Origin of the sequence: Agrobacterium sp. T29 (assembly GCF_006970545.1) — a bacterium.
Classification (GTDB): Bacteria; Pseudomonadota; Alphaproteobacteria; order Rhizobiales; family Rhizobiaceae; genus Agrobacterium; species Agrobacterium leguminum.
In genome coordinates this window covers 2182485-2203633 of record NZ_CP040640.1, presented here as the reverse complement: position 1 = coordinate 2203633, position 21149 = coordinate 2182485, and the positions used below count along the sequence as shown (strand labels likewise).

The 21149-nt window shown below is 60.9% G+C and carries 20 protein-coding genes; 11 read left to right on the top strand and 9 right to left on the bottom strand.

Annotated features, from left to right (window positions below; all coding sequences use genetic code 11):
- Window positions 1-117: 117 nt before the first annotated feature.
- Window positions 118-702 (bottom strand): transglycosylase SLT domain-containing protein, encoded by a 585-nt coding sequence (locus FGF54_RS11175; protein WP_142779686.1) that lies wholly within the window; start codon window positions 700-702, stop codon window positions 118-120.
- Between the two features lie 599 nt (window positions 703-1301).
- Between FGF54_RS11175 and FGF54_RS11170 the strand changes: the two genes are divergently transcribed.
- The 3 genes from FGF54_RS11170 to FGF54_RS11160 all read left to right on the top strand — a co-directional run bounded on the left by FGF54_RS11170 (window position 1302) and on the right by FGF54_RS11160 (window position 4753).
- Window positions 1302-2153, top strand: a complete 852-nt coding sequence (locus FGF54_RS11170) for an acetoacetate--CoA ligase family protein (RefSeq protein WP_142779685.1) — start codon at window positions 1302-1304, stop codon at window positions 2151-2153.
- Window positions 2154-2169: 16 nt separating this feature from the next.
- A complete protein-coding gene (locus FGF54_RS11165) occupies window positions 2170-3945 on the top strand; it encodes a peptidoglycan-binding protein (protein WP_142779684.1) in 1776 nt (591 codons plus the stop codon).
- A 274-nt stretch (window positions 3946-4219) separates the two neighbouring features.
- Window positions 4220-4753 carry a transglutaminase-like cysteine peptidase gene (locus FGF54_RS11160; protein ID WP_142779683.1) on the top strand — a complete coding sequence of 178 codons (534 nt, stop codon included), beginning with the start codon at window positions 4220-4222 and terminating at the stop codon, window positions 4751-4753.
- A 91-nt stretch (window positions 4754-4844) separates the two neighbouring features.
- Here FGF54_RS11160 and FGF54_RS11155 read toward each other — a convergent pair whose 3' ends face one another.
- Entirely contained in the window at window positions 4845-5732 is an 888-nt protein-coding gene (locus tag FGF54_RS11155) for a DMT family transporter (protein ID WP_168208132.1), read from the bottom strand.
- Window positions 5733-5973: 241 nt separating this feature from the next.
- Between FGF54_RS11155 and FGF54_RS11150 the strand changes: the two genes are divergently transcribed.
- Together FGF54_RS11150 and FGF54_RS11145 are read left to right on the top strand one after the other, a co-directional pair.
- On the top strand, window positions 5974-7272 hold the full coding sequence (locus tag FGF54_RS11150) for an adenylosuccinate synthase (RefSeq protein WP_003522583.1): 1299 nt from the start codon (window positions 5974-5976) through the stop codon (window positions 7270-7272).
- A 70-nt stretch (window positions 7273-7342) separates the two neighbouring features.
- A complete protein-coding gene (locus FGF54_RS11145; RefSeq protein WP_168208071.1) occupies window positions 7343-9637 on the top strand; it encodes a hypothetical protein in 2295 nt (764 codons plus the stop codon).
- 438 nt (window positions 9638-10075) lie between these two features.
- On the opposite strand, the gene rpoH is transcribed toward FGF54_RS11145, so the two are convergent.
- The 3 genes from rpoH to FGF54_RS11125 form a co-directional block, all read right to left on the bottom strand.
- Window positions 10076-10978 (bottom strand): RNA polymerase sigma factor RpoH, encoded by a 903-nt coding sequence (gene rpoH / locus FGF54_RS11135; RefSeq protein WP_003522581.1) that lies wholly within the window; start codon window positions 10976-10978, stop codon window positions 10076-10078.
- 166 nt (window positions 10979-11144) lie between these two features.
- Complete coding sequence (locus FGF54_RS11130) at window positions 11145-11969, bottom strand: class I SAM-dependent methyltransferase (RefSeq protein WP_142779680.1); 825 nt, start codon at window positions 11967-11969, stop codon at window positions 11145-11147.
- 274 nt (window positions 11970-12243) lie between these two features.
- Complete coding sequence (locus FGF54_RS11125; RefSeq protein WP_035259711.1) at window positions 12244-13266, bottom strand: RluA family pseudouridine synthase; 1023 nt, start codon at window positions 13264-13266, stop codon at window positions 12244-12246.
- Between the two features lie 38 nt (window positions 13267-13304).
- Here FGF54_RS11125 and FGF54_RS11120 point away from each other — a divergent pair, with 38 nt between their 5' ends.
- Both FGF54_RS11120 and FGF54_RS11115 read left to right on the top strand, forming a co-directional pair.
- On the top strand, window positions 13305-13697 hold the full coding sequence (locus FGF54_RS11120) for a hypothetical protein (RefSeq protein WP_035228055.1): 393 nt from the start codon (window positions 13305-13307) through the stop codon (window positions 13695-13697).
- Complete coding sequence (locus FGF54_RS11115; RefSeq protein WP_142779679.1) at window positions 13687-14541, top strand: RNA methyltransferase; 855 nt, start codon at window positions 13687-13689, stop codon at window positions 14539-14541. Before FGF54_RS11120 ends, FGF54_RS11115 begins: the two co-directional genes overlap by 11 nt.
- Window positions 14542-14760: 219 nt before the next feature.
- Here the strand turns inward: FGF54_RS11115 and FGF54_RS11105 are convergent, their stop codons facing one another.
- Complete coding sequence (locus FGF54_RS11105; RefSeq protein WP_065655533.1) at window positions 14761-15990, bottom strand: hypothetical protein; 1230 nt, start codon at window positions 15988-15990, stop codon at window positions 14761-14763.
- Window positions 15991-16133: 143 nt separating this feature from the next.
- Window positions 16134-16730 (bottom strand): DUF1134 domain-containing protein, encoded by a 597-nt coding sequence (locus FGF54_RS11100; RefSeq protein ID WP_003522931.1) that lies wholly within the window; start codon window positions 16728-16730, stop codon window positions 16134-16136.
- A gap of 251 nt (window positions 16731-16981) precedes the next feature.
- Between FGF54_RS11100 and chpT the strand changes: the two genes are divergently transcribed.
- The 4 genes from chpT (at window position 16982) to FGF54_RS11085 (ending at window position 19504) form a co-directional block, all read left to right on the top strand.
- Window positions 16982-17629: a histidine phosphotransferase ChpT gene (gene chpT / locus FGF54_RS11095; RefSeq protein WP_003522930.1), complete on the top strand. Its 648-nt coding sequence runs from the start codon at window positions 16982-16984 to the stop codon at window positions 17627-17629.
- Between the two features lie 87 nt (window positions 17630-17716).
- Window positions 17717-18244 carry a GNAT family N-acetyltransferase gene (locus tag FGF54_RS11090; protein ID WP_142779678.1) on the top strand — a complete coding sequence of 176 codons (528 nt, stop codon included), beginning with the start codon at window positions 17717-17719 and terminating at the stop codon, window positions 18242-18244.
- Between the two features lie 213 nt (window positions 18245-18457).
- Complete coding sequence (locus tag FGF54_RS27730) at window positions 18458-18592, top strand: hypothetical protein (protein ID WP_256366663.1); 135 nt, start codon at window positions 18458-18460, stop codon at window positions 18590-18592.
- A 30-nt stretch (window positions 18593-18622) separates the two neighbouring features.
- On the top strand, window positions 18623-19504 hold the full coding sequence (locus FGF54_RS11085) for an alpha/beta fold hydrolase (RefSeq protein ID WP_142779677.1): 882 nt from the start codon (window positions 18623-18625) through the stop codon (window positions 19502-19504).
- Window positions 19505-19556: 52 nt separating this feature from the next.
- Here FGF54_RS11085 and FGF54_RS11080 read toward each other — a convergent pair whose 3' ends face one another.
- Window positions 19557-20072, bottom strand: a complete 516-nt coding sequence (locus FGF54_RS11080) for a GNAT family N-acetyltransferase (protein WP_142779676.1) — start codon at window positions 20070-20072, stop codon at window positions 19557-19559.
- Between the two features lie 290 nt (window positions 20073-20362).
- Complete coding sequence (gene ctrA, locus FGF54_RS11070) at window positions 20363-21067, bottom strand: response regulator transcription factor CtrA (RefSeq protein WP_003522926.1); 705 nt, start codon at window positions 21065-21067, stop codon at window positions 20363-20365.
- Between the last annotated feature and the right edge of the window lie 82 nt (window positions 21068-21149).

Here is a 21149-nt window from a genome sequence, read left to right as displayed (position 1 = left end):
CTCTTGCGATCAAGGACTTGATCGCGCTGGACCCCGGATCAAGTCCGGGGTGACGGAGAGGGTAGGTGATCTGCCTTTCCACGTCGCATGCAGACAAATGGTCCTACTACTCCAACTTCAGCGATATCCGCATTGCTGCAACTGCGCCTCGTAACGCAGCGCCATGTTGGCGGAGCGGCGGGCGGCCTTCTGGACGGAGGAATTGTTGCGCCAGCTGCCCTTCGCATAACCGGCATGGCCGGAATAATAGGCGAGGTAGAGATTATAGGGGTCGTTCAGCGAAATGCCGTTTTCGCGCCGGCTCTTGGCGTGATACCAGCCGACGAAGTGGATGGCATCGGTGAAATCGGTGCGGCTTGCCGACCAGCGGCCGGTTTCACGCTGGTAAACGCTCCATGTGCCGTCCAGCGCCTGTGCATAACCGTAGGCGCTCGACTGGCGTGTCCAGGGAATGAAACCGAGAAGCTTGGTGCGCGGCGGCCGCGCATAGGGGCGGAAGGCGGATTCGGTGTAGATCGTCGCCATCATGACAGGCACGGGCACGCCGAATTCGCGCTCGGCCGCTTTCGCATCGCGCCGCCAGTTGTTGAAGATGCCGTTCCGTTGCTCGAAAATCGCACAGGCATTGGTCACCTGCGACGGTGCGGTGGCGCAGCCGGCCAGAACGAGCATCAGAAAAACAACGGCAAATACGCCACGCATAACGGAACCCTTTCGTTCCGCTATTCTTAAATTGCTAACCATTAACGTCGGGTTTTAAGACAAGGTTAATTCAAATGCCGCCGATCGGCCGACCGTTAACCCGCTGAAAATTCCTGTGGCCGGGATGGGGCGAGGCCGCTTCCGGGCGCCTTTTTTCAAGAAGCGTTCATCCCCGCGCGTCCACGGTCCCGCCGGCCCGGCTATACTTGGCCCATCCCGGTCATCAGGCGTGCGCGCGGCGCAAGGTGGACGGGGCAGGCGGCCAAAACCGGGGAGTTTCCCGATGTCACGGTTGAGGCGGCCGGCATATGCCCATCCTCCAAACAGGAACCGGTTTGGCGGGCGGGTCATATGTTCCAACCCGGGGCCGCATCGTCTGCAAACCCTGCAATACCCCTTGATACCCCCGCAGCGATGCGGCCCTCTTTATCGTTTTCCAACGTTGCTTCCGAATTCGGGGCGGCGGGGATCGGTTATGGTTAAAAAAAACGCAGCGATTTTTCAATATTGAGGTGTATTGCGTCACGTTTTCTCTTTACAATTGCCGCCAAGGGTGTAGCGTAATCTTTAGGAATTATACGTCGCTGGCGGGGGCTATAGTGCGACTTTCAAGTAATTTTTTGTATCTTTTTTTTGTAATAGTGTTTTTCCTGCAGGGTTGTACGGCCACGGGCCTGCGCGAATTCGAGCTCTACCGGCAGGCTTACGAGGCGCAATTTGCCGAAGCGAACGCACTTCTTGTGGATATTGCCAAAGCCGAGCGAAAGGCGTGGTTTGATATCAACGGCAAGGACAAAAACTTTGCTCCGGATGATGCGGCCTATTATGTGGAAAGCGTCGAGCCGCCGCTCACCGCGTCATTGCGTCGATCGCTGCAGGCTCTCAACGACTACAACGCCGCCCTCGTTGCTCTGGGAAAAGGTGAAAATGCCGCTGCGGCCGTTGATCGAGTTACCGGTTTTGCGCTGAACATCAAAAGTGCTTCAGCGGCGATAGGGGCAATTGACGGGAAAACCGCTCCTCCGGTGGTTGCTCAGGCCGCTTTGACACTTTCTCCAGGGGTGGCGCAGGCGAAAATTGCCGCCGAAGCCCTGCTGGCGGCGGCGGGCCGAGAGGAGTTTCGTCGCCGTCTCGTCGCCAATGGCAAGCACATGGATGCTTTCCTTGTCGCCCTACGGGACGCGACGCCTTCCATGCATTTACTGCTCAATGCGGGACAGAATCGCTATTCCACCGATGGTGGCAGCGCGGCCACGCGAAACGCGGCTTTTGAGAGCAACCGGCTTCGTCTGGCGGGATGGGTCTTGTTGATTGACCAGTCGCGGGTGGCTCTCGCAAGGGCGCTGGCCGCCGCCTCGGCTCCTGCCGGTGTCAGTATCAGCAGCCTCAACGACGCCTCGATCGAACTTCGCGTGCTTGCAGAAAAAATAAGGTCGGAACGCCTCAGATAAAGCCGGGGGACGTGCAATGCTCGATGCCGCAGAACTCACCAAGCGCCTCAATGCTCAACTTGATGCAGCCTACAATGAATATGATGTAGCCAAAGCAAAGGGCGACGAGGCGGGAATGAAAATGGCGCTCGCCCGTCAGGAAATCCTGATCCCGGCAATTTCCCTCCTCGCGCTCGGAGCATATGATCGCGCAGTCGCGCTTCTCGCAGCAAAAGGTGTGGAATTTGAAGGTAAAGCCGCCGCAGTCCGGGCCTCGCCATTGCCTGCGCCGGCAACCGACCCCTTCGAGCCGCCGGAAAAGGTCGAGTTTTCAGATGCCCAGCTGGATGCGGCGGCGGCGAAACAACCGTCTGCCGAGCCGGCGAAGGTTGCGGCCGGCAAGCCGGCGGGTTGGTCCGAGGACTATCAGACGCTTTGGGATACGATGGAAATCCGTGCTGAATGGCGCGACGATGCGGAATTTGCAGCGCGTAAAGCGGTTGAAAACCAGAAGCGCTATGCCGCCGTCGTTTCGGGGACCACGGTGCCCTGGTGGTTCGTGGCGATTGTCCATTGCATGGAATGCGGGTTCAAGTTCGATCGTCATCTGCTGAACGGCGACCCCTTGAGCGGGCGCACGGTGCGGGTGCCTGCGAACCAGCCGCCTTTCGGGTCGCCACCCTATGACTGGGAGACGGCAGCGCGATATGCGATGACCTATGAAGAGCTGGACAAGATAACCGACTGGTCCCTGCCCAACGTCTTGAACCGATGGCACCGCTATAATGGTGTCAAAAACGAATATCAGCGGCGGAAAATTCCCACGCCTTATTTGTGGAGCGGTTGCTATCACTACGACAAGGGTAAATACACCCGCGACCGTTATTTCGATCCAGAGGTGCCATCCAAACAGGTCGGCGCTGCCATCATCCTGAAGACGCTGATCGAAATGGGGGCTGTATCGCTCGGCGCCACGAATGTGCTCAAAGCCAATCCCCTGGCGGCGACGGAGAATTTGTCGCTTCTGTCTCACGATTTGCCCGGAGCCGCGTTCAAATCCATCGAGCAGGAACTCGCCTTTCCCGGCGCGTTGAAGCTTGGCTCCTCCGGTGCGGGTGTCAAGCGCTTGCAGGAATGGCTGCATCTGAACGGCTATTACACCAGTGTCGATGGCGATTTCGGCGCCTCCACCGAGACGATGCTGGACCGTTTCGGAAAGGCGCAGGGGCGAAGCGGTGCGACGATGCTGGACGAGGAGTTGTGGGCAGTCCTGACCGCTCCGCTTCGCCGTGCAGTGGCGAAGGTCGTTCCCGGTGCGTCTTTTGAGGAGACCGTGCTGAAGGTTGCTCGGCAGCATATTGCCGAACGGCCGAAGGAGGCCGGCGGCAATAATTGCGGTCCATGGGTGCGTGCCTATATGCGCGGAGCGGATGGGGCGGATCAACTCTGGTGCGCTGGTTTTGTCTCGCTCATCTTCGAACAGGCGGCGCGGGACATGGGTATCAAGGTGCCGCTTAAGCGCCAGGCCGGCGTCGATGCGCTGGTTGCGGACGCGAAGACGAGCGGGCGGTTTATTGCTGAAAGCGAAGTAAACACCACACTTCTTCGCGCATCCAGGCTGCGGCCGGGTTATCTTTTCGTCATCCGTAAAGATGCGAAGGACTGGACCCATGTCGGTTTCGTTCTGTCCATCGGGCCGACGAGTTTCGACACCATTGAGGGCAATACAGGCGGGGAGGGCGGCGTGGATGGCGATGAGGCCCGTCAGAACAACAGAAGTTATCCCTCGCGTGATTTCATAAGGCTTATTTGATTCTTCTTTTTCAGAAGATTCAGCCATGTGCATATCGCTAAACAGCGGGCTTTTGCCCGCCGTTTTTTCGGTGTTTCAGGGCGGTAAAACTGAAAAAAAAGCTGTCCGCTGTACAAAAATGAAAACCGATAAAATTGTAGCAATCGGCTTAAAGCAGCTGAAAACAGTGCTGTGCCATTGTGGGATCACAGACGGGGAGCGGCCCTTCAAGAGGCGCTCCACAAAACAGAAATCGAGACCGGCACAAGCCGGCGGATCGCAAACGGGGTATGAAATGCTGAAGAAGATTATTGCTGCCGCCATCTGCGGAATTGCCGTTGCTTCCATGTCCAATCATGCCGATGCGGCTGGCGCTGCCGGTTTTGCCCGTGGTTTTGCCGCCGTCGAGAAGTCTGCGGTGACACAGATCGGTGTTTCGGCGCCGGGCGGTTTCGATGGCTGCGTTCTTTCCGCCGGCCAATGCGTCTCCACCATCGCCGCGCCGCTGACCGGTGAGCGCCACGAGGAACTGCTGCGCGTCAACCGCGATGTGAACGCCACCATGGGCGCGCTCGACGATTATTTCTCCGGTTTTGCAACCGATGTTCCGGCAACGCCGTCGTTGAGCCTTGGCGATTGCGGTGACTGCGCCGCCATCAAGCGCACGGCCCTTGCCGGCGCCGGCTGGTCCTCCAGCGCGCTGCGTCTTGCCTTTTCGCTGAACAATGACGGATCGCTCGAAAAAGTGCTGATCGTCACCACCGACAAGGGCGATATCGTCCTTGGCAACGCCGTCTTTTCTCCGGCCGAGCGCGAAACCGCGCTCTGAGCTTTCGTTCGAGCATCGGAAAGATTTTCGATCCGATGCTCCATTCTTTCATGCCTGCCAGACTGCGCCGGTTTTCCTGACCCTGTTGGTTTCAGGAAGCCGGCGATTTTTTTCGTTCCGCGACGGCAATGCCCGCCAGCGCCATGATGAGAGCGACGATCTGGTAGGTATGCAGCGTCTCGCTGAGCACGATAACCGATAGCAGGGTGCCGAAGACGGGCACGAGGTTGATGAAGAGGCCGGCGCGGTTGGCGCCGATCTGTTCAACGCCCTTGATATACAGGATCTGCGCGACGAGAGAGGCGAAAATGGCGGCATAGACCACCAGCACCCAGCCCTTCTGATCCGGCCAGACAACACTCTCGCGTGAGATTTCCCAGAAGATCAGCGGCACCGAGGTAACGAGGGCGAAGAAGGCGGGGATGGCCATTAGCGTGCGCCAGTCGACCGCCGGTTTCCACCGCAGGATGACGGTGTAGATGGCATAGACCAGCACGGCGAGCAGCATGATCGCGTCGCCGACATTCATTTCCAGTTGCAGCAGCGAGACCGGATCGCCATGCGAGGCGAGCAGCGCGACGCCAGCGATGGTGAGGCAGAAGCCGGCGATCTGGCCGAACAGCACACGGGTGCGGAACAAGATGAAGTTCAAGACGAAGATGACCATGGGAATGCCGGCCTGGATGACGGCGGCATTAATGGCCGAGGTGTGTTGCAGAGCCGTGTAGAGAAACACGTTGAAGGCGGTGTAACCGACGCTGCCGAGCACGAGGAAATAGGGCAGGCGTTTTTTCACCACCGGCCAGTCTTTGATAAGCTGCGGTACGGAAATGGCGAAGATGATGGCGACGGCGAAGACCCAGCGCAGGAAGGTGAAGGCCATGGGGCTGATGTGGCCGACGGCCAGCTTGCCGGCAACGGTGTTGCCGCCCCAGCAGAGCGTGGCGATGATGAGGGCGATATAGGCTTTGGAGGGCACGCTGATGTTTCGCTTCTTCACGGGGCGGGAAAACGGCTAAGGGGTGAATGGCGGTCTTGCGCCCGCGCCTGGCCCCCACGGGGCGAGATAATGCGGGAAATCCGCGCCTTGTCACGGAAAAAGCAAAATTCTCCATAAGAAACAGGGTCGCTTTCCGTAAAACAACACAGTATACATTCGCGGGTTTGGGTTTCCCATCGGGTTATCGGGCGCGCAAGCGCCATGAGCAGGAAAGCAAGAAATGACGAATGTTGTGGTGGTCGGCTCGCAGTGGGGCGACGAAGGCAAAGGCAAGATTGTCGACTGGCTGTCCGAGCGGGCAGATGTCGTCGTGCGGTATCAGGGCGGCCATAATGCCGGCCATACGCTTGTCATCGATGGCATCAGCTACAAGCTTTCGCTTCTGCCGTCCGGCGTCGTGCGTCCCGGCAAGCTCGCCGTCATCGGCAATGGCGTCGTGGTCGATCCGCATGCACTGATCGCTGAAATCGGCCGTCTGGAAGCGCAGGGCGTGAAGGTTACCCCGGAAAACCTGCGTATCGCCGACAATGCCACGCTTATTCTTTCGCTGCACCGCGAGCTGGACGGCATGCGCGAAGACGCGGCCTCGAACAGCGGCACCAAGATCGGCACCACCCGCCGCGGCATCGGCCCGGCCTATGAGGACAAGGTTGGCCGCCGCGCCATCCGTGTGATGGATCTCGCCGACATGGAGGCGCTTTCCGCCAAGGTCGATCGCATCCTGACGCATCACAATGCGCTTCGCCGCGGTTTCGGTGCAACCGAAGTCTCGCATGAGACGATCATGGAAGAGCTGGGCTCGATTGCCGAGCGCATCCTGCCGTTCAGCGAAACCGTCTGGCTGCTGCTCGACAAGAAGCGCCGCGCCGGCGCGCGCATCCTGTTCGAAGGTGCTCAAGGCTCGCTGCTCGATATCGACCACGGCACATACCCCTATGTGACCTCTTCCAACACGGTTGCCGGCCAGGCCGCCGCCGGTTCGGGCATGGGTCCGGGTTCGCTGGGTTACATTCTCGGCATCACCAAGGCTTACACCACCCGTGTCGGCGAAGGTCCGTTCCCGACGGAGCTGAACGACGAGATCGGCCAGTTCCTTGGCGAAAAGGGCCATGAATTCGGCACCGTCACCGGCCGCAAGCGCCGCTGCGGCTGGTTCGACGCCGCACTGGTGCGCCAGTCGGTCGCCACCAATGGTATTACTGGCATCGCGCTCACCAAGCTTGACGTTCTTGACGGTCTCGATGAGCTGAAAATCTGCGTCGGCTACAAGCTTGACGGGCAGGAAATCGACCATCTTCCGGCAAGCCAGGGCGCGCAGGCGCGCGTCGAGCCGATCTACGTCACACTGGAAGGCTGGAAAGAATCCACCGTCGGTGCCCGAAAATGGGCGGATTTGCCTGCTCAGGCAATCAAATATGTCCGTCAGGTCGAGGAATTGATCGGGGCGCCTGTCGCGCTTCTGTCGACAAGTCCGGAGCGTGACGACACCATACTTGTGACTGATCCGTTTGAGGATTAATGTCCTCTGCGATCTAGATTCATAAACCATATCGGGCCGGTACGTCGCCGGTCACGACGAGAAAGTGCTTATGGCGGATTTTGTAGCAGTCATTCGCAAGGCCGTGGATGGCTTGGCGAACAATACTCCCGAAAACCGGGCGAAGGTTTACGACAAGGCGCGCAGTGCGGTTGTGCGCCAACTCGAGAATATGAAGCCACGTCCGCCGGAAGAATTGTTGCGCCGGCAGATCGCCAAGCTGGACGCCGCCATAGCCGAGGTGGATAGCGAATATGCCGAGGCGCTTCCGGCGCTGGAGGATGATGACGCTGTCTCTCCCGCTGCGGAAGAGACGGCGGCATCCTATTACCAGCAGGATGCTGCCGACGAAGACGAGGCCCGCGCCGCCGAGCCGGCAGAGGATGCCGACCGGGAAGAGGCGCGGCACGAGCCGGCCTACGAAGAGCCGGCATCCGCTGAACCCGCGCAATCGGAGCCGGCTTACGAAGAAGCGGCCGAAGAGGAAGAGCCCCGGCACGCTGACACCGCTGCCGATGAGGAGCAGCATCACGGCGACCGCGCGCCGGAAGAGCTTTATGATGCGCCGGAAACGGTTCATGCCGCTCCCGCCCCGGCACACGGCTCCAACGAAGCCGTCGGCACCTATTTCACACGGACGGATGAAGAGCCGGCTCACCAGCCGGAGCCTGAAACGGCGCTCGGCGCTGCCGATGATTCCGTTCCCTCCCATTGGGCGCAGCCGGTGGATGAGGATGACTGGCGCAAGCTCGATGAAGCGCAGGACGACGATGTGCGTCCGGCCGCCGAGGAATATGAAGAGGTTCGCAACGAGACCGACGAACGTCCGCTTGTTGCCGGTTATGCCGCGCAGCATTACCAGGAGCCGGAAGTAAGTTTCGAGCCCGCCCCTTACGAAAAGGATGAGCGGCGCGAGGCGGACGACCATTTCGGCCCCGCCGCCGTGGAGCATGCTCCGGCGTTTGGCGGCCGGCACGATTTTGACGACCATCGCCAGCCGGAAGAGCAGGCTCCGAAAAAGGCGGCCGTGGTCGAGGATTTCTCGTCCTATTTCCAGGATGCGGATATTGCCATTCCCGCCAAGGACGCGCCGGCGCTGCCGCGCGCGGATAACGATCTCTTCGGCGATCAGGCAGCGGCAAAGGACAACAAGGAACGCACGCCCTGGGACGATCTGGACGAGCTGATCGGTTATGACGGCGCGTCGTCCTCCACCCGTCAGGCTTCGGGCGAAACGAATGGCGTGGGCGCTGCCGCCGCAACGCCCGCCTATATGGTCAAGAAGAAGCCGCGCCGCAATTATGCGTCGCTGGTTCTGGCCGTTGTCGGCGTGGCGCTGCTTGCCGGCGGCGGTTATGCCGTGTGGATGAACCGCGATGCGCTGAACGATATGGTCGGCGGGCTGGTCAGTTCCGCACAGAACGGCGGCACCAGCCAGACGGCTTCGAACGGCACGGGTGAGGCGCAGACTTCGACACCGCCGGCGACCCAGCAGCCGCCCGCCACGGGGCAGCAGCCGACAACCCCGACCAACCATCAGGCCCCGACCCATGGCGATGACGGCTCCGTCACCGGCACCAAGTTCACCCAGCGGCTTCTGGCCGACGGCACCGAGCGTGACGAGGGACCTGCCGCCGGTGCGAACGGCCAGCCGGTCACCGCCGAAGGCCAGTCGGTCTATGAGCAGAATGTCGCGCCGCCGCCTGCGGGCGAGGCTCCGGCCAACAATGCCGGTGCGCCCGCTGGAACACCTGCTGGCACGCCGCCGGCGCAGCAGCCTGCCGCCGCTGCCGGCGACCGCATGTTCCTTTATGAGGAAGTGCTGGGCCAGACGGTGCCGACCGCCATTCAGGGCAGCGTTTCCTGGTCGCTGCAGCAGGAAAATGACGGTGAGGGCAAGCCTTCTCCGACCGTGCAGGGCCAGATCACCGTTCCCGGCCGTGGCCTCAGCGCGCTGATCACCTTCAAGCGCAATACCGATCCGTCGCTGCCGGCCAGCCATCTGATCGAGATCGTCTTCTCGGTTTCGCCCGGCTTCGAAGGCGGCGCTATCGACAGCGTCCAGCGCATCGCGATGAAGAGCACCGAGCAGGATCGCGGCAACGCGCTGATCGCGGTTCCGGCCAAGATCACCGACGATTTCCACATGATCGCGCTCAACGATTTCCCGGATGCGATGAAGACCAATCTGGAGCTTCTGAAGAGCCGCAACTGGATCGATATCCCGGTTTCCTACCGCAACGGCCGGCGTGCGCTGCTGACCCTGCAAAAGGGCAATGACGGCATCGCCGCCTTCGACAAGGCGCTCAGCGAATGGGCGGCGGCAACGCCGGCGACCGGGCAGTGATGATTTAAGGGCGGCTCAGGCCGCCCTTTTTGTTATATGGCAAAGGGCGACGTGCTTGTGGAATGGCTGCGGCGTTGTCTTTGCATTGTCGGGTGATGTGGGTGGGTGCGGCTCACCCCCCTCTGCCCTGCCGGGCATCTCCCCCACAGGTGGGGAGATCGATATGCCGCGAGGTCGCGGCCAACTCAACGGTCAAGGATGAAGCGGCGGTAGAGCGTCTTGCCAATCTCCCTCCTTGTGGGGGAGATGCCCGGCAGGGCAGAGGGGGGTAAGCGGCATACTCCGAAATGCGGATATTTTCCCTACCGCTTCTCCTCCAGCACAATCGTGGGTCTCAGAGGCAGAGCATTTCCCGCCCGCCTTTTACAAATAAAAAATCCCCGGCCGGAGGCCGAGGATGATTCACGGTCAGCGCATTGGCGTCAGGAGCGCGTCCACTCACGCATCCACCACGCGCAGCGCACGCGCAGCTTCCAGCGCTTCCTTCTGCACCGCTTCCTGCACCTTCTCGAAGGCGCGAACCTCGATCTGGCGCACGCGTTCGCGGCTGATGTCGAACTCGGAGGAAAGTTCCTCCAGCGTCACCGGGTCTTCGGCAAGCCGGCGGGCTTCGAAGATGCGGCGTTCGCGGTCGTTCAGCACGCCCATGGCTTTCGCCAGCATGCGGCGGCGGGTTTCCAGTTCGTCCTGCTCGATCAGCACGTCTTCCTGGCTGTCATGGTCGTCCACCAGCCAGTCCTGCCATTGGCCGGACTCGCCTTCGGAGGCCTTGATCGGCGCATTGAGCGAGGCGTCGCCGTGCAGGCGGCGGTTCATCGAGATGACTTCTTCTTCCGACACCTGAAGCTTCGTCGCGATTTCCTTGACGTGCTCCGGCTTCAGATCGCCATCGTCGATTGCCTGGATGCGGCCTTTCAGCCGGCGCAGGTTGAAGAACAGACGCTTCTGGTTGGCGGTCGTGCCCATCTTCACCAGCGACCACGAGCGCAGGATATATTCCTGGATCGAGGCCTTGATCCACCACATGGCATAGGTGGCGAGACGGAAACCGCGCTCCGGATCGAACTTCTTCACCGCTTGCATCAGGCCGACATTGCCTTCGGAGACGACTTCGCCGATGGGCAGGCCGTAACCGCGATAACCCATGGCGATCTTGGCGACGAGACGCAGGTGGCTGGTGACGAGTTTATGCGCGGCGTCGCGGTCGCCATGCTCGGCATAACGCTTGCCAAGCATGTATTCTTCCTGCGGCTCCAGCATCGGAAATTTACGGATTTCGTCGAGATATCTATTGAGACCGGCTTCGCCGGCTGTAATCGTAGGCAAACTATTGCGGGCCATAAAGCACCCCCTTATCTATGGTCTGGAACGGCACCCTCTTTGATCGGCGATCAACCCGCCGGAGGCACACCGTAAGCTGCGGGTCGTTACCGACCCCGCACGAACCCATGTGACAGATATGTACGCGCCCGCCGCGTTTCAAGCGAACGCTGCGTTCACACATGCGTTATGTCGGGGCGACACCTTCTTTGACCTGTTTAACTTTCGAACGGTAGATTCGTTCCGAAAAACCGCCAAGGCCGGAGCGCACCATCAGCTCATACATTACCCGCCGGCGCATGGGATTGTGCAGACGCACGACCTTGGAGCCAAGGAACTGCGTCTCCACATGGGCAAGCGCCTGCAGATCGGGATCGGCGGCAATCGCGTTCGCGTAGGTTGCGTGAAATTCCCGGCGGCAGACATAGGTTTTGTATTTCGTCATGCCGAAGCAGACCAGGCTGTGGCCATGGGTGCGCAGGAAATCGGCGACGCCCACCGTCACTTCCGGCCAGGCGGGATTGAAAGTGTCGTCGAAGACGATGACGCCATGCGGCGCGATCACTTCCATCGCCAGTTTCGCATCGGCCAGCACGTGGTGCAGGTTGTGGCCGCCATCGATGCTGAAGAAGCGGGCGGGGCCGATGCGGGAGGTAATGTCGGCGGGTGCCAGCTGCGTGCTGTCGCCCCTGATGATCAGGTCCTCATCCATGGCGAAACCCAGCCGGCGACCGTTTTCCATCAGGCGTTCATATTGGTCGAGGCTGCCATCTTCGGGCGGATCGAGATCGAAGAGATCGATGCCCAGCACCTTTTCCTGCCTCCCGGCGAATTTGTGCAGCAGGAAATAGGAGCGGCCGTAATAAACGCCGATTTCCGCCATGCCGCCATGGAGGCCGCTTTTCGTCTGGGCCTGCAACAGCGCCTTGAAAACGAGCGCATCGGGCGGGTCGATATAGCCTTCGACGCTGCGCAACTCCTGAAAGATAAACCGGCGGTCTTCGATATTCATGCGATAGATCCCGTCATCATGCCGGTTCCGTTCGGGGGCGGATCGAACGAATGGCGTCCCTGCGGCTTTATTTGGCAGGCTTGAAATCGGCACGGTTCAATGGCGGCGATTTCAGGCCTTGCGGGGCCGAGGAGGTGTGACGATTGAAGCGAAATTGGGGCGGTCTATAAAAAGGACCGACTGCGGAATATCGCTATCCGCTAATCTTTTTTTATTATCCGGGGCTTCCGGTAAAATGCATGGCGCAGTTTTTTTGACGGCGCCATGCAGGTTTTCAGCCACGCAATGCGGCGGTCAGCGCTTCCATGTCATCCGGCAGGTCGGTTTCGAATTCCATCACCTCGCCGGTGCGCGGATGTTCGAAAGCGAGCAGATAGGCATGCAGGGCCTGGCGCGGAAAGCCGCGGACGGTGCTCTTTGCCGGTTCTTCGAGAAGGTTCGCCTTGGTGCGGAAGGCCGCGCCATATTCGGGATCGCCGATCAGCGGATGGCCGATATGGGCCATGTGAACGCGGATCTGGTGGGTGCGGCCGGTTTCCAGCCGGCATTCCACCATGGAGGCGAGGCAGGTGGCGTCCGGCCGCTCATGGTAACGCTCCATCACCTCGTAATGGGTGATGGCCTCGCGGGCATCGTCCGAATCCTCGTGCTTGACGGCGCGTTTGGTGCGGTCGGCGCTGCGGCCCAGTGCGGCGTCGATGGTGCCGCGCAGGGTGCGCGGGCGGCCCCAGACGACGGCCTTGTAGGCGCGCTCCAGCGGCCCGGTGCGGCCATGGTCGGCAAATTGCGCGGCGAGATGGCGGTGTGCATTGTCGTTCTTCGCCACGACCATGACGCCGGAGGTTTCCTTGTCCAGCCGGTGCACGATGCCCGGCCGTCTGACGCCGCCAATGCCGGAGAGGCTGTCGCCGCAATGGTGGATGAGGGCGTTGACCAGCGTGCCGGTCCAGTTGCCGGCGCCCGGATGCACGACGAGACCGGCGGGCTTGATGAGCACGATCAGGTCTTCATCCTCATATTCCACGTCGAGCGGAATGTCCTCGCCCTTGGGTTCCGGGTCTTCCGGCTCGGGCATGACGATTTCGATGCGATCCTTGGGATGCACCTTCTTTTTCGGCTCTGTCACCGGCTGGCCGTTGATGGAGACCGCGCCCTGCTCGATCAGCGCTTTCAGCCGGCTGCGGGAGAAGTCGCCGCCTACTTCGCCTGCCAGCCATGAATCGAGGCGGCCTTCGGCGTTTTCCCCGGCAATCAGGACTTTCCTTGCGTCTCCGCCTTGTTTAAAGGGGTCGTTCATTCTTATTTTTCCGATCCATCAGCATTTCAGGGAACCCGATGACGCAGATCGAGCAAGACGAACAGGAAGACAAGCCGCTTGATCCGGCCATGGAAAAAGTTCGCCGCAAGATGATCCGTTTGCAGATCGTGTCGGGCTCCGTGATGTTTATCAGCCTTATGGCCGTCTTCGGTGCGGTTGTCTACAAGGCGATGGGGCCGTCGAAGGCCGTCCAGACGCAGAGCGAAGCGCCGAACCTCGCCGTTCCCACCGGTAACGGACCGCTTGCCGTCACCGCCAGCCTGCCGCAGGGCTTCACGATCGACAATGTCAGCTATTCCGGCGGCGACATGCTGTTTTACGGGCGGCTCGCCAACGGCACCCGCAAGGCGCTGGTCTTCAACGTCGCGGCCGGCCGGTTCCTCGCCGATGTGACGGTCGATGGCCAGTGAGGCCAATACGCTGCTGGACGGGCGCGCGCTGATCCCGGTCGACGACCCGGCCGATCCGCGCATCGCCGCGTTTCGCGATATTCGCGAGCGCGACCTGACCGGGCGTCAGGGCCGCTTCATTGCCGAAGGAACGGTGGTGCTGCGCATGCTGGCCGCCGCCCATAAAGCGGGCGGCGCCTTTGCGGCCGAGAGCATCCTCATCCTCAGAAACCGGCTTTCGGGCGTCGCGGATATCCTTGCCGATTTCCCGCCGGATGTACCGGTTTATGTGGCTGAAGCGCAGGTGCTGGATGGCATCGTCGGGTTCCACCTGCATCGCGGCATTCTGGCGCTCGGGCGGCGGGTTCAGGATCGCGGACTGGAAGAGATGACGGCGGCACTTCCTGCGTCGTCTCTGGTGCTCGTTGGCTGCGGTATTTCCAATCACGACAATCTCGGGGCGATGTTTCGCAATGCGGCGGCGTTTTATGCCGATGCGGTGCTGCTGGACGAGACCTCATGCGACCCGCTTTATCGCAAGGCGCTGCGCGTTTCCGTCGGCTCGGTGCTTTCGGTTCCCTGGCATCGCGGCGGCGGGGCGGTGGAGATGCTGGAGCGGCTTTCCGAGGCCGGTTTTGCGATCTGGAGCCTTTCGCCTGGTGGCGAGACCGAGATCCGCGATATTCCCCGGTCCGAGCGCATGGCGCTGGTGATCGGCACGGAAGGCGAGGGGCTGCCGCAATCGGTGCTCTCGCGGTTTCATACGGCGCGGATTGCGCAGTCGCCGCAGCTGGATAGCCTGAATGCGGGGACGGCTTCGGGGCTGGCGCTTTATCAGATGGCGGGGGTTATGGGGCGGGTGTGATGCCGAGGCGTATGCGGCTTCACCCCCCTCTGTCCTGCCGGACATCTCCCCCTCAAGGGGGGAGATCAGCTGGGAGCTAACGCTCGCTCATTCGCAACGTTAGAGTTGGGCTGAAGAGTGCCGCATATCGATCTCCCCCCTTGAGGGGGAGATGCCCGGCAGGGCAGAGGGGGGTAAGCCGCACACTCAACGCGGGGTACAACCACACCTACCGAAGACCTAATGTTCCCGCTTCTCCATCACCACCTTCGCCCGCTTCGCAAGGCTCTCCCGCCCAGATGAACCGGAGGCCTTGGCCAGCAGCGCCGGGATGGGTGATTTTTCGCCCTCCTGTGCGGCGGTGAGCGCGATCATCTCGGCGGCGATCCTTGCGATTTCGCGGCGGATGGGTTCGTCATTGCCGGTGCCGCGCACGTTCAGCAGGCGTTCGGTGAGCGCGGTGCCCTGATTGCGGATATCCTCGATTTCCTGCTCCAGACCTTGCGACGCCGCTGGCTCCGTCACGACCGGGGGGGCTGGCTCCGCTGCGGCCATCGCCGGTGCCGCCTCTTCTTCGGCGGCGGGTGCGGTTTCAAGCGCGGCGGCGGGGGCAGGTGCCGGCGGTTGCGATGGGCTAGTCGTTTTCTCGACCGGCACGGCCGGGTTCGGCAGGCGAATGATCATGTCGTTGGCGCGGCCGCCGGTTGCGGCAAGCTGTTCCTTGAGGCGGGCGACTTCCTGGTTGCGCAGCGTCAGCATCGTGTCGAGATCGGCATTTTTCGCCATGAGCGTAGCGACCTGTTCCTCCAGCCGGGTGACCTTGCGGCTTTCGCGCGCAACCGCCGTCATCGCCTCCTTGTTGCGGGCCGCCACATCCTGCAATTCGCGGGTGGCGGTTTCGCCTTCCTTGCGGAAACGCGTGGCGCTCTGCTTGGCCTGCTCGGCTTCCAGATCGCGGGTGGCGGCGAGGATTTTCGAATCATCCAGCTCGCGTGTCAGATTGGTAAGGCGGGCGGTGAGATCGGACATCTGGCTGGCGCGCTCGTTGGCGGCCTGCTCCTGCTGTGCGAGGTTCGCCTGTATGATGCCGGCGTGTTCTTCGGCGGCATCAAGCGCTGCGCGCAATTCGCCGATTTCCAGCGTCAGTTCCTCGATTTTAAGGGAGAAGCTGCGGTTCTGCTCGCCAAGGCGATAGGCATCGCTGGAAGCGGCTTCGTTGGCGAGGCGCAGCGAGGTGTTCTTTTCCCGTTCCGTATCCAGTTCCTGGCGGACCTTGGCGTTTTCGGCGGCGTAGAGCGCACGCGCCATGTCCTTCTGGGCGCGCACTTCCTGCGGGCTGATGGGCATCGTCGCGCGTATGCGGTTTTCCGTATAGGCGACGATGCGGCGGTGGATCGCGGGTGCGATCAACAGGGCCAGCAGGGTTGCGGTGAGAAAACCCAATCCGAAGAGAATGGCATATTCGATCACGCGGGACAGTCTCCGAAACTCAGATACGCGCGCATTCGGAAAGAGGGGCGCGAAAGCACGTTACGCTATTATTGCAACCGTGGGGAGGGGTGTCGCACCGTCAAAACCGGCCCGTTATTTCCTCCCGCCCCGGCTTTAGTGAATCAGAAGGGGTTCCAGGTCGGCTGCTGGGTGAGCTTCAGGTAACCGACATTGATGCCGAGGCGCGCGCCGATGCCGGTGCGGATGGGGGCAAGCGTTACGTCGCTGCTCTTCAGATAGGTCATGCCGACGCCGGCGACGATGAAGGCGGAGCCGCTCACACCACCGTAACGGCGGTAAAGCGCATCGACGGAGGGCAGGTTGTAGACCAGCATCATGGCGCGGGTGCCCTGGCCGCCATAATCGAGGCCGAGGGAGGGGCCCTGCCAGAAGACGGGGTGCTGGCCGGCATTCTTGGTGTAAAGCGTGCCTTCGCCATAGGTGAGGCCCGCGACGAAGGCGCCGGAGCCTTCCTGGCCCAGAATGTAACCGTTTGGAAGACCGTATTGCTGGAAGGCGCGCTCCACCACCTTGGCAAGGCCGCCGGTGGTTTCACCGAAGAATCCGTGGCCTGCATCCACGACTTCCTGGAAAGAATATTGATCGCTGTTCTGGGCCGCGGCCGGTGCGACCCATATCAGGAGGCTCGCAAGGAGCGCGACAATCTTTCCCAGTCCGAGGCGTGCAATGGTGCGGGTTTTCGTAAGGCGCATCGTCATGTCCGTCCGTCTGTTTCGTTAGCGCATCGGTTCGAAAATCCGAATCGGTTTTCGAAAGGGCCGATGCCCAGAGTCAAAGTTCTACAGCATGTTTCGCGCATCCTTGCGGATACACGGGGCTCCAGTGTGGCCTGTTAAGGCATTTGGCATTTTGAAACCATCCTATTAACAATCGGTTTACCAAATATGGTGTCATTATGGCTTAACAATTTCCACACCGTCCGCGCCTCCCTTGCGCAGGAGAGAATTTTATGACCAGCAAACTCAATATCACGCTGTCCGGTCCCGATCTGGCGGCTCTTCTGTGCAGCCGTGTGTGCCATGATGTGATTTCTCCTGTCGGCGCCATCAATAACGGCCTCGAACTCCTGGACGAGGGCGGCACGGATGACGATGCGCTCGATCTCATCCGCACGTCAGCCCTTAACGCATCCGTGCGGCTGAAGTTCGCCCGCCTTGCTTTCGGCGCTTCCGGCTCCGCCGGCGCGTCCATCGACACCGGCGAGGCCGAAAAAGCCGCCCAGGATTTCGCCGCCGCTGAAAAGAAGGCGGAGGTGAGCTGGAACGGCCCGCGCGCCATCGTTGCGAAGAATCGTGTCAAACTTCTGCTCAATCTCTTCCTCGTGGCTTATGGCGCCATTCCGCGCGGCGGCAATGTGGATGTGCTGCTGGAAAGCCCCGACGGCGACGCCAGGTTCGAAATCACCGTCAAGGGCCGGATGATGCGCGTGCCGGCCAAGTTCGTGGAAATTTACGAGGGCAGGCTGGAAGAGGCGGTCGACGCCCATTCCGTTCAGCCCTATTACACGCTGCTTCTGGCCGAGGAGGCCAATATGGCGGTGGAATACAAGGTGCATGACGACCGCATCGTGTTTACCGCCAAGACGGTTGCCGAGTGACCGTTCAATCGCCGATCTGAATTTGTGAAAGGGCCGGGACCGCGTCTGCCGACGCGCCGGCCTTTTTTCGTTTTGGGGAGCACGTTCGTGGTTCGTCTGACAACAGCGCGTCTCATCCTTCGGCCACACGCCATCGCGGATGAAGCGCTTTATCGCGCCTTCTGGGGCGCGGATGTTCCGCAGATCGAAGGGGTCGTATCGATTGCGCCGCTGGACCCGGAACTCGCCTTCGCCCGGCTTTTGCGTTTTCTGGGCCATTGGTCCGCTTTCGGCTTCGGCCCCTTTGTGGTGGAAGAGCTTGCCACGGGGCGCATCGTGGGCGAGGTGGGCTTTGCCCATATGCGCCGTGGTAACGGTGAGGATTTCGACGGCGTGCCCGAGGCGATGTGGAAAATCGACGGGGCGCTGGTGGGCAAGGGTGTCGCGACAGAGGCGGTGGAGGCGGCGCTGCGATGGTTCGATGGTCGCGGGATTTCCCAGCGGACCGTCTGCATGATCAATCCGCTCAACAGCCCGTCGCTGGCCATAGCCGCCCGATTCGGTTTCCGGCCATTTCGCGATACGGCGTTCCGCGACAGCCCCGTTCGGCTTTTCGAGCGGATCGCGGATATCTAGAGCATTTCCAGTAAAAGTGCGAAGCGGTTTTACGTCCGGAAAATGCGTGAAAACAAAGAGGCAGAGCATTTCCAGTAAGAGTTCGACGCGGTTTTCTCCAGCACCCGGTGTTGCTGTCTCCAATCGCGTTTCAGGACGACCTGAAACCTGTTTGAGGTCTCGGCGGGCGGCGGATTGAACCAGGAGTTGGTCATATCAACTCCGGAGCATCCCATGCGCTATCTTCTTGCGGCGGTCATCGTCATTTTTTCCACTATCCAGTCCGCAACGGCGGAAAGCGGCATCGGTTTTAAACAGATCGAATTGCCGGATGAGGCCGGTTCGAGAACGCTAGCCGTTTCATTGTAGTACCCGGCCGCGCCGTCGGGCAAAAGCGAGATCGTCGGCGAAAATGCCGCCTTTTACGGCCTTAAGGTTCAACCGGGCGCTTCCCTTCTTGACGGTTCACGTCCTCTCATATTGCTGTCGCACGGTTTCGGCGGAAGCTGGCGCAATCTGAACTGGATTGCCGGTGAGCTTGTTCGGGAAGGTTATGTCGTGGCCGCCCCGGATCACGGCGGCGAATCGTTCACCGAAGAAAATGCGACCGAGATCGTTCCATTGTGGGAACGGCCGCGCGACATCAGCAGAACGCTGACCGCATTGCTCGGCGATGACCGATTCGCGGGCAGGATCGACGCGACGCGCATCGCCGTAATCGGCCATTCCCTTGGCGGCTGGACCGCAATGGAACTGGTTGGCGCGCGATACAGCGCCGATCTTGCCCTGAAGGATTGCAGCGGGGAGACGCGCCCGCCGCAATGCAAGGCTCCGCGGCTGCTCGCCAAAGTCGGGGTAGTCGGTGACGGCAAGGCCGATCCGCGTCTTTCGATGGATTTGAAGGATACCCGCATCCGCGCCGCCATCGCGCTGGATCTCGGGCCGGCCGCCGGTTTCCTGCCGGAGACGCTGCAAGCCGTCGGCGTGCCGGTTCTGGTTCTGGCCGCGGGTGTGGAGACACCAGAGATCGCCGCCATCAAGGCCGATTCCGACTATATTGCCCGGCATCTGCCAAAGGCGACGACCGTTTATCGGGAAATACCGGATGCCAGCCATTTCAGCTTCATGCAGATTTGCAGGCCGAACGGCGAAAAGATCGTGGAGGAGCTTTCACCGGGCGAAGGTTTCGTCTGCCGGGATGGCGGCGGCAGGGACCGCGCGGCCATCCATGCGCAGATCGCGCAGGCGATCCTCGGCTTTCTGAAAGCGGAAATGCGCTAAGTCGGGTTTTCCGGACGCCTCGTGGCCGGATGGTCCTGAGGCGTCCCTTTTTTCAAACGGCACTTACCGGATGGTGCCGATAAACGAGATCTTCGGGATCGGAACGGGGCGCTGCCGGGTCGAGCCTGCCGCCGATTCGTTCGGCGACGGCCGCGGATTTGCGGTTCTGCGGCGAGACGTAGCTGACAAGCGTGGGCAGGTTCAGGGTCTTGAAGGCCCAGTCGCGCAGTGCCGAGGCGGCTTCCGCCGCATAGCCGCGCCCTTCGTGGCCGTCGTAAAGCAGCCAGCCCAGTTCCTTTTCCGGAAACAGCGGACCGTGATTGATGCCGACCTGGCCGACACATTGTCCCGTTTCGCCAAGCTCGATCATCAGTGCGCCATGGCCGAAAAAGCACCAGTTGGCCTGATCGTGGCAGAACACGCCCCATGTCGAGGGCAGGTCGTAAGGCCCGCCGACACCGATGGAGCGTGGCGACGCCATGAAGTCTCGATAGGCGGGAAAGTCTGTGATCATCAGCGGGCGCAGCGTCAGGCGTTCGGTCTTGAGGGTAGGGGTAGGGTGGTTCATGTGCCGTTATCCTTTTGCGGCGCGTAGCCTAGCTCTTCTTCCCTCATTCCTGTGCCTGTCACAGGAATCTAGCCAGCCCAAGTCCTTGGGCTGAAAAGAGTCTCTCGCTGCGCAGACGCGCATCGGCTGGATTCCTGTGACAAGCACAGGAATGAGGGAGTATCCATGCGCCGGAATATGATCGTGTGTCGTGATATGCCAATGACACCGTTACCTGCGACCTTGAAATCGCAACAAAAAACCCGCCGTTTCCAGCGGGTCTTTTAAAAACTGTCCTGTTCCGGAATGGATCAGGCGGTTTCGAGGAATTCCGTCGCGCCATCCGGCTCGCGCAGAACATAGCCGCGGCCCCAGACGGTTTCGATGTAGTTTGCGCCGCCGGCGGCGTTTGCGAGCTTCTTGCGCAGCTTGCAGATGAAGACGTCGATGATCTTCAGTTCCGGCTCGTCCATGCCGCCATAGAGGTGGTTCAGGAACATTTCCTTGGTCAGCGTCGTGCCCTTGCGCAGCGAAAGCAGCTCGAGCATCTGATATTCCTTGCCGGTCAGGTGAACGCGTTGGCCGCCCACTTCAACCGTCTTGGCATCGAGATTGACGATAAGCTCGCCGGTGGCGATGACCGACTGTGCATGGCCCTTGGACCGGCGGACGATGGCGTGAATGCGGGCAACAAGCTCGTCCTTGTGGAACGGCTTCGTCATGTAATCGTCTGCGCCGAAGCCGAGGCCGCGAACCTTGTCCTCGATGCCGGCCATGCCGGACAGGATGAGGATCGGCGTCTTGACCTTGGAGAGGCGAAGCGTTCTCAGAACCTCGTAACCCGACATGTCGGGCAGGTTGAGGTCGAGAAGAATAATGTCGTAATCATAGAGCTTGCCGAGGTCCACGCCTTCCTCACCGAGGTCGGTCGTGTAGACGTTAAAGCTCTCCGACTTGAGCATCAGTTCAATGCTCTGCGCTGTCGCGCTGTCGTCTTCAATAAGTAGAACCCGCATAATTATCCCCTTTGCCGCCCGCGAACCGGTAAATCATTGCCTCGCGCGATGCGGATCCAGACGTTGCCTGATTTGCAGGCTG

Excerpts from the sequence above, each read along its gene's own strand:
- FGF54_RS11175 (WP_142779686.1), bottom strand. The coding sequence starts at position 702 with ATGCGTGGCGTATTTGCCGTTGTTTTTCTGATGCTCGTTCTGGCCGGC.
- FGF54_RS11165 (WP_142779684.1), top strand. The coding sequence starts at position 2,170 with ATGCTCGATGCCGCAGAACTCACCAAGCGCCTCAATGCTCAACTTGAT.
- FGF54_RS11160 (WP_142779683.1), top strand. The coding sequence starts at position 4,220 with ATGCTGAAGAAGATTATTGCTGCCGCCATCTGCGGAATTGCCGTTGCT.
- FGF54_RS11150 (WP_003522583.1), top strand. The coding sequence starts at position 5,974 with ATGACGAATGTTGTGGTGGTCGGCTCGCAGTGGGGCGACGAAGGCAAA.
- FGF54_RS11145 (WP_168208071.1), top strand. The coding sequence starts at position 7,343 with ATGGCGGATTTTGTAGCAGTCATTCGCAAGGCCGTGGATGGCTTGGCG.
- rpoH (WP_003522581.1), bottom strand. The coding sequence starts at position 10,978 with ATGGCCCGCAATAGTTTGCCTACGATTACAGCCGGCGAAGCCGGTCTC.
- FGF54_RS11130 (WP_142779680.1), bottom strand. The coding sequence starts at position 11,969 with ATGAATATCGAAGACCGCCGGTTTATCTTTCAGGAGTTGCGCAGCGTC.
- FGF54_RS11125 (WP_035259711.1), bottom strand. The coding sequence starts at position 13,266 with ATGAACGACCCCTTTAAACAAGGCGGAGACGCAAGGAAAGTCCTGATT.
- FGF54_RS11120 (WP_035228055.1), top strand. The coding sequence starts at position 13,305 with ATGACGCAGATCGAGCAAGACGAACAGGAAGACAAGCCGCTTGATCCG.
- FGF54_RS11115 (WP_142779679.1), top strand. The coding sequence starts at position 13,687 with ATGGCCAGTGAGGCCAATACGCTGCTGGACGGGCGCGCGCTGATCCCG.
- FGF54_RS11100 (WP_003522931.1), bottom strand. The coding sequence starts at position 16,730 with ATGACGATGCGCCTTACGAAAACCCGCACCATTGCACGCCTCGGACTG.
- chpT (WP_003522930.1), top strand. The coding sequence starts at position 16,982 with ATGACCAGCAAACTCAATATCACGCTGTCCGGTCCCGATCTGGCGGCT.
- FGF54_RS27730 (WP_256366663.1), top strand. The coding sequence starts at position 18,458 with ATGCGCTATCTTCTTGCGGCGGTCATCGTCATTTTTTCCACTATCCAG.
- FGF54_RS11080 (WP_142779676.1), bottom strand. The coding sequence starts at position 20,072 with ATGAACCACCCTACCCCTACCCTCAAGACCGAACGCCTGACGCTGCGC.
- ctrA (WP_003522926.1), bottom strand. The coding sequence starts at position 21,067 with ATGCGGGTTCTACTTATTGAAGACGACAGCGCGACAGCGCAGAGCATT.